The following is a 12,966-nucleotide window of genomic DNA, read 5'->3' as shown; positions in this document are numbered from 1 at the left end:
TCCTATCAAATAGACTAATTAAGAGCATAGGAATATGCCTATCACTTAAGAAATAACCCTAAAGAATTAATTTGTTTTAACCCCTGAAAACCGGCCCATCGAATTTGTCTTTTTCGATCAAATAAAACAGATCCTATTTCCATTGATGAAGAAAAATATCGATTTACATAGTTCCGACTTGTGGTTTCGATTTCGTTTGCAATCCTGCGCCAAAGCAAAGCAACTTCATCTGGGTGATTTGTCTCAAGTGCTAATAAAGCATTTTCCATAGAAGTTGATTTACTTATTAATTGAATCAATTCCAAAGGAATACCTTCTCTAACTGCTAGTGAAGTAAGTATTTCAAGTCTTCCATCTGCCAGATGATGATGGGTATGAAAAATACCTCCAGCCAGTTTTACTAATTTGCCATGGTAGCCAAAAAGTAAAAGATTTTTTACTTCACTTTCGGCAGCAGCGACAAGGAGAGGTCCTAACCAATTACCTGTTTTAATAATTTGCTTATGTGGAAGTCCGAACTTTAGTGCTAAATCCATTCCATTTTCACCAATTACAAAAGTCAAAGATCCATCAAATGCTGACTCAGAACACCTATGTCGCAAAACCTCTTTACAGTTTTTTAATTGCTCAGGAGAAGCACTAATTTGAACCTCAGCCTGGGTCCCGATGAGTGATAATCCATCCACAACGCCAAATGCTTTATTACTTGTCTTTAAAGCACGTTCTTCCCCTTCAGGTAAAACAATCTCTACTTTAAATGCATAACCTTTGGGTAATAAGGGATAAAGATTGATACATAACAAATCACGAGCAAACTTAGAGATACATGGCTGACCGGATGATTCGAATTTACCGACTCCATAACCGGCATGAAAATCAAGCCAATCAGGAAAGTCATTTTTAACTATCTTCTCAGAATGAGAACTTGCTTTATTTAGTTGAATGTAAGCCCATATTTCTAATCCTCTTGTTACATCAAGAGATAATCCAGATTGACAATGACTAACCCCTAACGATCGCTTCCCATTATCAAGTAATGCAGCAGAAGAAATAGGAACCTTTATTGACTCTTTTTTATTGGGTAAATCAATTGACTCAGTGTCTTTGAAGTTATTTCCAATGAGGATATTCGTTGCAGACTTTGCAGCCGCAACCACCCAAACTGGAAGAGTAAATTCATTCAAATCATTCGAAGAGCTGACGATAGAGGAAATTCCTTAAATAATTTTTTAAAATAATAATAATCAAGATTTAAATAAGTTAATGCAAGACAAACTGAATCTAATGATTCCTGGACCAACGCCGGTTCCGGAAAATGTTTTGAGTTGTATGAGTAAACACCCTATCGGTCATAGAAGTGCCGATTTTCAGGAAATTGTTCAAAAAACTACGGAGCAACTCAAATGGCTTCACCAAACAACTGCAGACGTCCTCACAATTACAGGAAGTGGGACAGCAGCAATGGAGGCAGGAATAATCAATACCTTAAGCAAAGGTGATGAAGTCATCTGCGGTGAGAACGGCAAATTCGGAGAAAGATGGATAAAAGTTGCAAAAGCGTATGGCTTAAATGTAAAAGTCGTAAAGGCTGATTGGGGACAACCTCTAGATCCCAATCATTTCAGGAGATTACTTGAAGAAGACACTCATAAAAAAATAAAAGCTGTTATTTTAACTCACTCAGAAACTTCAACAGGAGTAATTAATGATCTTAAAGCCATCAATAATGAAGTTAAAAATCATAGCAAGGCAATTACTATTGCAGATTGTGTGACAAGCCTTGGTGCATGCAATATCCCAATGGATGAATGGGGAATTGATGTAATAGCTTCAGGTTCTCAAAAGGGTTATATGATTCCACCTGGTCTCAGTTTTGTAGCCATGAGCAAAAGAGCATGGGAAGCCAATGCTTTATCTGATTTACCTAAATTTTATCTAAACTTAAAACAATATCTAAAGACCGTAAATAATAATAGTAATCCTTTTACTCCTGCAATTAATTTATATTTTGCTTTAGAAGCCTCACTAACTATGATGCAAAAAGAAGGGTTAAATAACATTTTTAGGCGTCATGCTCGTCATCAAAAAGCTACAGAAGAAGGAATAAAAGCTATGGGTCTAAAATTATTTACAAGAGAAGGTTTTGGAAGCCCAGCGATCACAGCTGTTGAGCCTGAAAATATAGATGCTGAGAATATAAGAAAATCAATAAAAAATAATTTTGATATACTCCTAGCTGGAGGTCAAGATCATTTAAAAGGCAAAATATTTAGAATTGGTCATTTAGGATTTGTCAATGATAGAGATATTGTCAGTGTGATATCTGCTTTAGAGTGCACTTTAGATAAAATGGGCAAACTCAAATCTCCAGCAGGACAAGGAATTGCGAAAACAATCTCAGTCCTAAATAACTAGTAATATTTTCAAAATCGATGCAATTATTATTTAGTTTTAATTATTTGAAGCACTTGAGGCCCTCCCCAACCAGGCCTTCTCTCTTTATCAAGTGCTTTCAAAATCAACCAGCTGAGGATTGTAAATCCCCTTCATTGGCATGGTTTTATGCATGTTGAAAAAATAGCCAGCTTCTTTTAAAAATGCTTATTTTTTTACTTGTACTTCATTCATTCTAAAATTTTTAAGTACAAACAATTTTTATCAAATCAATATATCAAAAGATAGATAGTTTAGTAATCTTAAAAAAATAAGCAGATTCAAAAGTAAACATTTAATTAATCGATTTATCAAAAATATTTGATAACAACTCAAACTTTATGAACATTAAGTAATAAAGCAGAAATATTAATACGAACTTAAGCTAGACAGAAGAAAGAAAAATAGATAATTTAATATTGATAATTCTCTTAAAATCATGCCATTTGGGATAAAGCGAAACTTCTTACCTATTTCAATAATTTGTTTGGTATGCGGTACTACTTTAGGATTGAAAACTAACGCAGCAGTAACAAACGGAGCAGACATATATTGTTTCATGAGGAACGGAGGAAATCCTCATGAACCAAGCTGGCAAGCAGCCTATGAATTTATTAAAAATAAAAAACAAGGTTTATTCAAAACTTCTCCTAAACAAGCTGCCTCATTAATTGTCGAAGAAGTAGTTCAAGATCCAATAAAATATGAAGATTGCATTAATTATTTAGGCGATTTATATACAGGTGACTCTAGCGTTAAGATTAGTAATGACATAGAATTAGAAAATAAAGTAAATTCATCCATAGACAATACAGAGAAAAATCCTAAAGGAAAATATATAGATCGTTATGATTATTAATTAAAGTTATAAAAATATAAAAAACATCATAATAAATCTAACTAAATAAAAAAATTCTTATAAATTCTAAAAATGCATTTTTCGATACATTGACTTATTGGTCTATCAAGGCAAAATTGAAGTAGTTAATAAACACGTATGCATAACAGGGATGCGGTTTTCTTAGAAGATCTCTGCCCAAAGCTACGAGACAGAAGATGGCGCAAATCATTACATGAATTCACTAATAAAAGCTGCATATATTGTGGAAAAAACTCAGAATCTATTGATCATGTTTTACCACGAAGTAAAGGTGGATTAAGCATCACTGAAAATTGTGTACCGGCCTGCCTCTCCTGTAATGGCAGGAAAACAGACAATGATGCTTTTGAATGGTATAGAAAACAACGTTTTTACGATCCAAGACGCTCTATGGCTATTAGAGCATGGACAGAAGGGGATATACGTTTAGCGTTGAGACTTCTTAAATGGGCTCAACCTAAAAATAATGGAAGCATTGAAAAAACAAAATCGCGATTGAATGAAGATTATTATTGGCAAGCGGCTTAAAATTCTACCAAACTTGACAAGCAGCAGAGGAATTATATTTTTCACATATAGAAGCTAAATTAGAGGGCTTCTCAGGGATTACAACTAGACACAGAAGAAAGCAAATTGAAGCAAGAAAAGGCTTTATGAAGTTTTGATTGTTCTTTTGAACAAATAATCTTTTGTCGTTCGTTAACTTGCTATTACCTTTAATGGATTTGAGACTAGGCTTTAAATAAGAAGCAATCATTCCTAAATAATCAACATAATACATTTGTACTAATGATTGAAGATATTGTCAAGCGATTGGATCCTCTGCCACCCAAGTCTAAATTAATAATATTTGGAGGCGGATTTAGTGGTCAAAGAATCGCAAGCGTAGGAAGACATTTAGGCGTACAAGTACTATGCAGCAGGAGACAAGAAAATAGTAGAGGGGCTGACTTCATATTTAATTCCGATAAAGATTTAACGAATGAAGTTTTAGTAGGAGCAACCCATGTCTTAAGTTGTATCCCCCCTTTATCAAATGGAGTAGACCCCGTATTATTTAAACTCAGAACTCAATTAATAAATGCAAAAAACCTAAAGTGGGTTGGTTACTTATCCACTACTGGTGTCTATGGAGACACAAAAGGAAAGTGGGTAAATGAAAATACATCTCCTAATCCGATACAAGAAAGAAGCATTCGAAGATTATCTTGCGAAAAACAATGGTTAGAAACAAATCTTCCTGTTCAGATTCTGAGATTGCCTGGTATTTATGGACCTGGAAGATCTGCATTTGAAAGCCTTTTAAAAGGAACAACAAAAATGGTCGATAAGCCTGGTCAAGTTTTTTCAAGAATTCATGTCGATGATATTGCTGGAGCTGTCTTATTTTTAATTAATCTCTATTCACAAGGAAAGAATCCATCAGTAGTGAACGTAGCTGATAACTTGCCAACCAACAATATTGAAGTAATTGCTTTTGCAGCAAAAATAGCTAAAAAATCTCTACCAGAAACTGTCCCTTTTGAAATTGCAAAAGAAACAATGAGTCCAATGGCATTATCTTTTTGGCAAGAAAATCGAAAAGTTGACAACAAGTTATTGTGCAAAACACTTGGGTATTCTCTAGTTTATCCCAATTTTAAATCTGGATTAAAAGATTGTTTCTCAAAATTAAAAATAAATTTATAGTCTTTATTTTTTAGATTATCTTTATTCACTATTATTTAAAAAAACTAACTTAGGTTTAATGGATAATTAGAGCCTAGTAACATAAATCCAATTTCTTAAAAACTTACTCAAATTTTTTAAGCAGAACCTAGAACCTAGTAAACGCTTTACCCAAACTAAAAAAATTACAATCAACAATTTACATCTCAAATGAAAGAGTTTAAAAAATCAAAAAATAAACTTATTATTTCATTAGGTGATCCTGCAGGAATAGGAACTGAAATAATACTAAAAGCTCTTGGTTCTAAATGCTTAAATAAAAATATAAAGCCTTTACTTGTAGGGTGTAAAAATAATATTTTTGAAACATATTCAAAATTAATTAAACATGGTGTATATAATATTCCCAATCCAAACAAACTTGAAATTTTTGATATCCCTCTAATCAAAAAAGTTATTCCAGGAATAGTTGATGAATATTCTGGCTCAGCAAGCTTTAATTGGCTTTTTAATGCAACTAATTTACTTTTAGAAGAGAAAGCTGATGCTCTCGTCACAGCACCTATTTCAAAAATTGCGTGGCATAAAGCTGGTCATAAGTTCGCAGGACAAACTGAACTATTAGGTAAATTAACCAATAAAAAAACATCTATGCTTTTTACAGCAATATCACCAAATAATGGATGGAGATTTAATACTTTATTAGCTACAACACATATACCTCTTAATAAAATAAATGACAATTTAACCAAAGAATTGATTAAAGATAAATTAGATAGCTTATTAACTTTCTGTCGCCAATTCAAAGAGAAACCCACATTACAAATAGCCGGCTTAAATCCACATGCTGGAGAAGAAGGAAAAATTGGTATAGAAGAACAAAGCTTAATTATTCCTACTTTAAATGAATGGAAATTAGATAATCCAGCTATAAAAATTAGTGGGCCTATTCCTCCAGATACATGCTGGATTTCATCAGCCAATGCATGGAAAAACTCCTCAACTGAAAATAATGCGCCTGATGGAATCCTTGCTTTGTATCACGATCAAGGTCTCATACCTGTAAAGCTGATTGCCTTTGATGAAGCAGTGAACACAACTCTTGGACTACCTTTTGTAAGAACATCTCCTGATCATGGAACTGCTCTTGATATTGCAGGTAAGTTCAAAGCAAGAGAACAAAGCATGATTGCAGCAATGAATAACGCTTGGCTTCTTTCTCAATAATAAAATTTTTAAACAGGTTTTAATCTCATTAATACTTGACCAAACTCAACGGGCGTTCCATTCTCAACAAGAATTTCAATTACTTCCCCACTTACCTCTGACTCTAATTCATTCATTAATTTCATTGCCTCAAGAATGCAGATGGCTTGGCCCACATTGATTCTGGATCCAATCTCAACAAAAGGAGGCTCTTCTGGGCCTGGTGCACGATAGAAGGTCCCTACCATAGGAGCAGTTACTTCAACCAAGTCTGAGCGTGATCCAGGCACTGAAGGGGGAGGTGTGCTTGGTGCTGTGGAGGCCTCAATTTTACGTTGAGGTGGTGGTGAATCAATCTCTTCTGAAGAAATTCTCTTTTGAGAAGCTATTGAATCTGAAGAAGTCCCTAAATTACGTTTAACTTCCAAGCAAAAGTCTTCTCCCTCAAGCCTAAACTCTTGAATATCGCTCTCAGCTAATGTTGCCAACAAGCGATGAAGCTCTTCGTGATCAAGATTCATTGTCATTGTGTTTCTCGGCCTAGATAACTGTCATTTCGAGTGTCGACTCGGATTTTCTCACCAATTGAAATAAATAATGGGACCATTACTTGAGCTCCTGTTTCCAAGATTGCAGGCTTTGTGCCTCCAGAAGCAGTGTCACCTTTAACGCCAGGATCAGTTTCTTTTATTTCTAAAACAACTGAGTTAGGCAATTCTACTTCAAGAGGTTTTTCATTCCAAGACACTACATTAACCTCCATACCTTCCTTTAGATACTTCCTACTGTCACCAATTTGTTTAGCTGTTAAGCGTGTTTCTTCATAAGAAGTCATATCCATAAATACAAAGTCATCTCCATCCATGTATGTATGTTGCAACTTTGATTTCTCCAAAAGAGCTTGCGGAACCATTTCTCCAGCTCTAAAAGTTTTTTCAACAACACTACCGCTGACAACAGCTTTTAATTTGGTCCTAACAAACGCAGAACCCTTACCAGGCTTGACGTGTAGAAATTCAATAACACGCCAAACTGCACCGTCTAACTCGATCGTAGTGCCAGTGCGAAAGTCGTTACTTGAAATCATTCACACAAAAGATACCAATCGATCATAAGTCTGTGCCAAAGTCATGCAAAACATAGAATTAACATGGCAAAAAAGATTTGCATTCTTGCCCTAATAACAATCCTATTTTCTCTAAGCTCTCCATGGATTGACCCTGCTGTTGCAAGCCTTCCAAATGGTAATCGCCTAAAAGATCCATATGCAATATTAAGAAATTCTTTACCGATTGACCAAAAAGAATTACGTGAATTACAAAACAAACTGGAAGATACCAGCGATGATCTTCGAGGAAGTAGATGGTCAGCTATCAGCAAAGCCACCTCAAGAAGTCAATTCTTAGTAAGTAATAGAAAAAATCAAATTCTTGATTCAATACCCAAGGAAAATAAAGAAAAAGCAGTTTCTCTTCTCACCAATTTGAATGAAGAACTTGATGAATTAAGGCAAATAGCAAACGAAAAAAATAAAATCTCATTTCTTGACGTCAGACGTCAAAGCTTAAAAACAATTGATGATATCGAATCTCTTTTAATCACAAATAATTTTCCATATAAAATACCTAGTGAATATAACAATTTACCAAGACTTTTAGGTAGAGCAAATGTAGAAATAAAAACATCAAAAGGAAATATGAACGCAATTATTGATGGTTATAATGCTCCTCTAACAGCAGGGGCATTTATAGATCTTTCAATGAAAGGCTTTTACGATGGTTTGCCAATCAATAGAGCTGAAGAATTTTTTATTCTTCAAACTGGAGATCCTAAAGGAGAAGAGATTGGCTATATAGATCCTGATAATAATGAATTGAGAAAAGTTCCATTAGAAATAAGAACACCTAATTTGGAGGATACACTTTATGGTGAAACTTTTGAGGAAGTTGGTCTTTATACTGAAACCCCAGTTCTTCCATTTGCAACTTTAGGAACTCTTGGCTGGGCGCACTCTGATGCAGATTTAAATGATGGTTCATCTCAGTTTTTCTTCTTTTTATATGAAGCTGAATTAAATCCTGCTGGACGTAATCTAATTGATGGAAGAAACGCAGCTTTTGGCTATGTGATAGAAGGTTCTGAAATATTAAATAAACTTGGAGTAGATGATAAAATTATCTCAATTAAAGTATTAAATGGCTCAGAAAATCTTAAACTCAAAGCTTAAATTTAAAATAAAGTGACAACTACAATTAAAGATTTAGGTGAAGTAGAATTACTGAATCGTTTAAAAAGATTTGTGCGATCTGGGCAGATAGATGATGATCTAGCAGAAATAAATACAATGAATAAAAGCTTATTGGTTAATACTGATTTACTTGTAGAAAAAATTCATTTTTCTGACAAAATATCTAACGCGAAAGATATTGGCTGGAAATCTATTACTACAAATATCTCTGATCTGATATGCAGCGGCTCAGAAAAAATAATTTCTTTTACGGTTGGGCTGGTTTTACCACCAAAAACACATTGGGAATGGGTAGAAAACCTATATGAAGGGATGTGGGAGGCAATGCAAGAATTTGGAGGAGAAATAATTGGTGGAGATTGCTCTTGTGGAGAAACAAAAATGATTTCAATTACGGCAATTGGAGAAAAGAGCACCCCCCGGCTACATAGAGGAAATGCTTTGCCCGGAGATTATATTGTCAGCACTGGATTCCATGGATTAAGTAGATTAGGTTTAGCGCTTTTAACCTCAGAGCAACTACCGAGTAAAGCCCAAATAAGTCGGGAGCTTACTAATAGAGCTATCCGCGCACATAAACGTCCGTACCCAGCCTTAAAGGCACTCAAGGCATTAAAAGGGTGTAAGCCTGAATCAACTAGTTGGAGAGCCGCAGGAACTGATAGCAGCGATGGACTTCTTGAATCAATTAGAGGAATTTGCCAAAGCAGTAATTGCCAAGCAGTTTTGTTAAAAACTTCATTTCTAAAAGACCCTGACTGGCCAGAAGATTCGATCTGGGATGAATGGATGCTAAATGGGGGAGAGGATTATCAATTGATACTTACTCTACCTAAGGAGTGGGCAGAGGCTTTGTCAAGAAAATTCAAAACCGCCCAGATTATTGGGTTCATAAAAGAAGGTAAACCCAATATTTTCTGGGAAAATTTTGAACCAATTAATATTGAAAAATCAAGTCTATTTCAACATTTTAAGCAATAAAACTTATATTCATTTCCATTTTTGAGCGACAATTTCTGCCAAGTCAACAACCCTTTGGCTATAACCCCACTCATTGTCATACCAAGCTAAAACTTTCACCATATTTTCATCTATGCACATTGTTAAAGCCTCATCAACAATTGTTGATTCATTAGTTCCTGCATAATCAGTAGAGACAAGAGGCAGGTCGCCATATTTAATGATTCCTTTCATTTCGCCCTGTGAGGCAGTTTTTAATAATGAATTTACCTCTTCAGCACTAGTTTTACGACTTGATTCAAAAACTAAATCAACTGCAGAAACATTAGGAGTAGGGACTCGCATCGCAATACCAGTTAGTTTACCTTTCATTTCTGGGTAAACCAGAGCAACAGCTTTTGCCGCTCCGGTTGAAGTAGGAACCAAATTCATTGCGGCCGCTCTCGCACGACGTAGATCTCTATGAGCATTATCTAAGATTCTCTGATCTCCCGTATAACTGTGAATCGTGGTCATTAGACCTTTATTAATCCCTAACTTTTGATCTAAAACTTTTACTATTGGAGCTAAACAATTTGTAGTGCAACTTGCATTGCTGAGGATATCAAAATCTTCATGAGAGTAAGTATCAGCATTAACTCCAACCACATAAGTACCAACACCATCACCTTTCCCTGGTGCAGTAAGAATGACCTTCTTAGCTCCAACTTGTAAATGCTTACTAGCACCAACATCTGTATTAAATACGCCTGTTGACTCAATTACTAAATCAATTCCCCACTCTTTCCAAGGAAGATTTAAAGGGTTTCTATCTGAATAACATTTAATAGTTTTGCCATTGATTTGAAATGTATCATCAGTATGTGATATTTCAGCGTCATTTATAGCACCCAATATAGAGTCATATTTCAGCAAATGAGCGCAAGTTTTAGGGTCGGAAGTGACGTTAATACCAACCACCTCAATATTTGTATTTGCCCCCCTGCTGAGCCAACAACGCATAAAATTGCGTCCAATTCTTCCGAATCCATTAATCGCTACACGCAAAGTCATTTCAAAAACGGTAAAACCGCATAAGCTACTGGCCGCTGATCATACAGAACGATGATCATTTTCTGTGCATTTTGAAAAATAATTGAAGCGTTAAGGAAATAAAAAGTACAAAAACTCTCGAATTCTTTAAAAAATGTGCCTTTAGATGGATGAAGAGTTATGTTTCACTCGACACTGAAGAGAAATTGAAGAAGACACAAAAGTTACCAACTCATATCCACTTTATTGGAATAGGAGGTATTGGCATGTCGGCTCTGGCAATGATTCTCGCTAAGAATGGATATTCCATATCTGGCTCTGACCAAAAAAAAAGCCAAATTTTAAAAGAATTAGCCGGAAATAAGATCCATATATTTCAAACTCAAGAAGAGTCGAATATTGACGAAATTTTTAAACTTTATGGAAAAAATATATTAGTTGTTAGAAGTTCAGCAATACGTGAAAATAATTTAGAATTATGCAAAGCGAAAAAATATAATTTAACTATCAATCATCGTTCCGAAATATTAGCCTTTTTAATTGAACAAAAAAGATCAATAATCGTCTCAGGATCTCATGGCAAAACAACAACAAGTACTTTCATTACAACATTACTTTCTTATGCACAAAAAGATCCAACCGCGATTATTGGCGGGGTTGTACCACTGTACAAAAAAAATTATAATTATAGTGACGGTGAATTATTAATCGCAGAAGCAGATGAATCAGATGGATCTTTAGTAAGATTTAATCCGAATATTGGAGTAATAACGAATTTAGAGCTAGAACATGTTGATCATTATCTAGATCTAGAAGACTTAATAAAAACAATGAAGAAATTTGCTCAACAGTGTAAGTGCTTAATCACCAATTATGATTGTAAAAATCTTAAAAATAATATACAAAATTCTAAATTATTTTCAATTCAAAAAATTAATGATATAGATTTTGCATTAATTCCAAAAGAATCTAATGGATGTGAAATTATTGCTGAATATTATGAAAATGAAAAATTTATTGAAATCATCAAAATACCTATTCCAGGAATACAAAATTTAAGTAATTCTATAGCTGCTATAGCTGCATGCAGAATAGCTGGGATCCCTTTTAAAGATATAAAAAAAGGGATTAATAATTTACAACTACCTTCACGAAGATTTGATTATAAAGGATTATGGAAAAACAGATTAATAGTTGAAGATTATGCTCATCATCCTAGTGAAATTGATGCCGCGATATCAATTGCTTCTACTATTATTAAGACAAAAAATAACTTTTCAAAAATATCACCTAAGAGATTAGTTACAATATTTCAACCTCATCGATTTAGTAGAACTAAAAAATTTCAAAAAGAATTTGCAAAAAGTCTAAGTAAATCTGATTTAGTATTTATATCTCCAATATACTCTGCTGGAGAAGATGCGATTGAGGGATTAAATAATCAGACTATTGGATATGAATTGAAAAAATTAAAGCCTAATATAGAAATGTATACTCCAGATAATAATCAAAATTTAATAAAGCTTATAAAACAACATACAATTGAAAAAGACTTAATTTTAATTATGGGCGCAGGTGATATTAATATAATATGTAAAAATCTATTTTTAGAATTAATAAATAATAAAACAATAAAAAATAATTTAGTCGCTTAATTAATGAATTCTATTCAATTGGAAAAAAATATTTCATTAGCAAATTTTACTACGTGGAGAATAGGTGGTCCTGCAGAATGGATTGCTCAGCCGAAAAATATTGAAGAAATTGAATATTTAATTAATTGGATAAATAAGAAACAAACTAGCTGCAATATTATTGGTGCTGGCTCGAATCTGTTAATAAATGATAAAGGTATTAAAGGTTTAAGCCTATGTATGCGTAATTTCAAAGGAATTAAAATTGATAAAAGTAGTGGAATTATTGAAGTCCTGAGCGGTGAAATGCTTCCAACTTTAGCCAGAAAAGCAGCTGCAAATGGACTTCATGGACTCGAGTGGGCTGTAGGAATACCAGGGACGATAGGTGGAGCAGTAGTTATGAATGCAGGAGCACAAGAGCATTGCATATCTAACTGTCTCGAAAGTATTACAACGCTATCTTTGACAGGCGAATACAAAATTCTCAAAAGAAAAGATCTGAATTTTGGTTACCGACACAGTCTTCTTCAAAATGAAAAATTAATTGTCATATCTGTTCGACTGAAGCTGGCATTTGGTCATGCAGAAAAAATTCGAAAGATCACAAATGAAAATCTAAATCACCGCTTAAAAACTCAACCCTACAAAGCCCAAACCTGCGGTAGTGTTTTTCGAAATCCAGAACCTTTAAAAGCTGCAAAACTAATTGATGAACTTGGTTTAAAAGGATTTCGTTATGGTGGAGCCGAAATATCCAAAATACATTCAAATTTTATAATTAACGCAAACAAAGCCTCATCTTGTGATGTCAAAGAATTAATTAAATATATTCAAAAAAAGGTTTTGGATGCGTATGGAATCTTGTTAGAAACAGAAGTCAAACAATGTGGCTTTTAAGTTTA

The 12,966-nt window shown here is 34.1% G+C and carries 13 protein-coding genes; 9 read left to right on the top strand and 4 right to left on the bottom strand.

The features are described 5' to 3' along the window. Window positions 1-41: 41 nt before the first annotated feature. On the bottom strand, window positions 42-1,184 hold the full coding sequence (gene cbiD / locus AC6EIZ_RS07925; protein ID WP_498510258.1) for a cobalt-precorrin-5B (C(1))-methyltransferase CbiD: 1,143 nt from the start codon (window positions 1,182-1,184) through the stop codon (window positions 42-44). 79 nt (window positions 1,185-1,263) lie between these two features. Here cbiD and AC6EIZ_RS07920 point away from each other — a divergent pair, with 79 nt between their 5' ends. The 5 genes from AC6EIZ_RS07920 (at window position 1,264) to pdxA (ending at window position 6,208) form a co-directional block, all read left to right on the top strand. After that, window positions 1,264-2,415, top strand: a complete 1,152-nt coding sequence (locus AC6EIZ_RS07920; protein WP_498510256.1) for a pyridoxal-phosphate-dependent aminotransferase family protein — start codon at window positions 1,264-1,266, stop codon at window positions 2,413-2,415. A 457-nt stretch (window positions 2,416-2,872) separates the two neighbouring features. After that, window positions 2,873-3,292 carry a DUF6554 family protein gene (locus AC6EIZ_RS07915; protein ID WP_498510254.1) on the top strand — a complete coding sequence of 140 codons (420 nt, stop codon included), beginning with the start codon at window positions 2,873-2,875 and terminating at the stop codon, window positions 3,290-3,292. A gap of 138 nt (window positions 3,293-3,430) precedes the next feature. Continuing rightward, window positions 3,431-3,841: an HNH endonuclease gene (locus AC6EIZ_RS07910; protein ID WP_498510252.1), complete on the top strand. Its 411-nt coding sequence runs from the start codon at window positions 3,431-3,433 to the stop codon at window positions 3,839-3,841. Window positions 3,842-4,102: 261 nt separating this feature from the next. Further along, on the top strand, window positions 4,103-5,002 hold the full coding sequence (locus AC6EIZ_RS07905) for an SDR family oxidoreductase (RefSeq protein ID WP_498510250.1): 900 nt from the start codon (window positions 4,103-4,105) through the stop codon (window positions 5,000-5,002). Between the two features lie 189 nt (window positions 5,003-5,191). Then, window positions 5,192-6,208, top strand: a complete 1,017-nt coding sequence (gene pdxA / locus AC6EIZ_RS07900) for a 4-hydroxythreonine-4-phosphate dehydrogenase PdxA (RefSeq protein WP_498510248.1) — start codon at window positions 5,192-5,194, stop codon at window positions 6,206-6,208. 8 nt (window positions 6,209-6,216) lie between these two features. On the opposite strand, the gene accB is transcribed toward pdxA, so the two are convergent. After that, window positions 6,217-6,714 (bottom strand): acetyl-CoA carboxylase biotin carboxyl carrier protein, encoded by a 498-nt coding sequence (gene accB, locus AC6EIZ_RS07895; RefSeq protein ID WP_498510246.1) that lies wholly within the window; start codon window positions 6,712-6,714, stop codon window positions 6,217-6,219. After that, window positions 6,711-7,274: an elongation factor P gene (efp, locus tag AC6EIZ_RS07890; protein ID WP_498510244.1), complete on the bottom strand. Its 564-nt coding sequence runs from the start codon at window positions 7,272-7,274 to the stop codon at window positions 6,711-6,713. Before efp ends, accB begins: the two co-directional genes overlap by 4 nt. A gap of 63 nt (window positions 7,275-7,337) precedes the next feature. Between efp and AC6EIZ_RS07885 the strand changes: the two genes are divergently transcribed. Continuing rightward, on the top strand, window positions 7,338-8,414 hold the full coding sequence (locus tag AC6EIZ_RS07885) for a peptidylprolyl isomerase (RefSeq protein ID WP_498510242.1): 1,077 nt from the start codon (window positions 7,338-7,340) through the stop codon (window positions 8,412-8,414). A 12-nt stretch (window positions 8,415-8,426) separates the two neighbouring features. Beyond that, window positions 8,427-9,416, top strand: coding sequence for a thiamine-phosphate kinase (gene thiL / locus AC6EIZ_RS07880; protein WP_498510240.1), 990 nt, complete (start codon window positions 8,427-8,429; stop codon window positions 9,414-9,416). A 9-nt stretch (window positions 9,417-9,425) separates the two neighbouring features. Here thiL and gap read toward each other — a convergent pair whose 3' ends face one another. Then, window positions 9,426-10,448 (bottom strand): type I glyceraldehyde-3-phosphate dehydrogenase, encoded by a 1,023-nt coding sequence (gene gap, locus AC6EIZ_RS07875; protein ID WP_498510238.1) that lies wholly within the window; start codon window positions 10,446-10,448, stop codon window positions 9,426-9,428. Between the two features lie 149 nt (window positions 10,449-10,597). Between gap and murC the strand changes: the two genes are divergently transcribed. Both murC and murB read left to right on the top strand, forming a co-directional pair. Further along, on the top strand, window positions 10,598-12,082 hold the full coding sequence (gene murC / locus AC6EIZ_RS07870; protein WP_498510236.1) for a UDP-N-acetylmuramate--L-alanine ligase: 1,485 nt from the start codon (window positions 10,598-10,600) through the stop codon (window positions 12,080-12,082). Window positions 12,083-12,085: 3 nt separating this feature from the next. Beyond that, window positions 12,086-12,961, top strand: coding sequence for a UDP-N-acetylmuramate dehydrogenase (gene murB / locus AC6EIZ_RS07865; RefSeq protein WP_498510235.1), 876 nt, complete (start codon window positions 12,086-12,088; stop codon window positions 12,959-12,961). Window positions 12,962-12,966 lie beyond the last annotated feature (5 nt).

This window comes from Prochlorococcus sp. G4PB16 (assembly GCF_059772465.1).
The sequence above is the reverse complement of the archived record's forward strand: the minus strand, read 5'-3'. Positions and strand labels throughout refer to the sequence as shown.

What these genes read in the sequence shown, in the direction of transcription:
- AC6EIZ_RS07920 (WP_498510256.1), top strand. Translation starts at nt 1,264, where the DNA reads ATGCAAGACAAACTGAATCTAATGATTCCTGGACCAACGCCGGTTCCG.
- AC6EIZ_RS07915 (WP_498510254.1), top strand. Translation starts at nt 2,873, where the DNA reads ATGCCATTTGGGATAAAGCGAAACTTCTTACCTATTTCAATAATTTGT.
- AC6EIZ_RS07910 (WP_498510252.1), top strand. Translation starts at nt 3,431, where the DNA reads ATGCATAACAGGGATGCGGTTTTCTTAGAAGATCTCTGCCCAAAGCTA.
- AC6EIZ_RS07905 (WP_498510250.1), top strand. Translation starts at nt 4,103, where the DNA reads ATGATTGAAGATATTGTCAAGCGATTGGATCCTCTGCCACCCAAGTCT.
- pdxA (WP_498510248.1), top strand. Translation starts at nt 5,192, where the DNA reads ATGAAAGAGTTTAAAAAATCAAAAAATAAACTTATTATTTCATTAGGT.
- accB (WP_498510246.1), bottom strand. Translation starts at nt 6,714, where the DNA reads ATGACAATGAATCTTGATCACGAAGAGCTTCATCGCTTGTTGGCAACA.
- efp (WP_498510244.1), bottom strand. Translation starts at nt 7,274, where the DNA reads ATGATTTCAAGTAACGACTTTCGCACTGGCACTACGATCGAGTTAGAC.
- AC6EIZ_RS07885 (WP_498510242.1), top strand. Translation starts at nt 7,338, where the DNA reads ATGGCAAAAAAGATTTGCATTCTTGCCCTAATAACAATCCTATTTTCT.
- gap (WP_498510238.1), bottom strand. Translation starts at nt 10,448, where the DNA reads ATGACTTTGCGTGTAGCGATTAATGGATTCGGAAGAATTGGACGCAAT.
- murC (WP_498510236.1), top strand. Translation starts at nt 10,598, where the DNA reads ATGAAGAGTTATGTTTCACTCGACACTGAAGAGAAATTGAAGAAGACA.
- murB (WP_498510235.1), top strand. Translation starts at nt 12,086, where the DNA reads ATGAATTCTATTCAATTGGAAAAAAATATTTCATTAGCAAATTTTACT.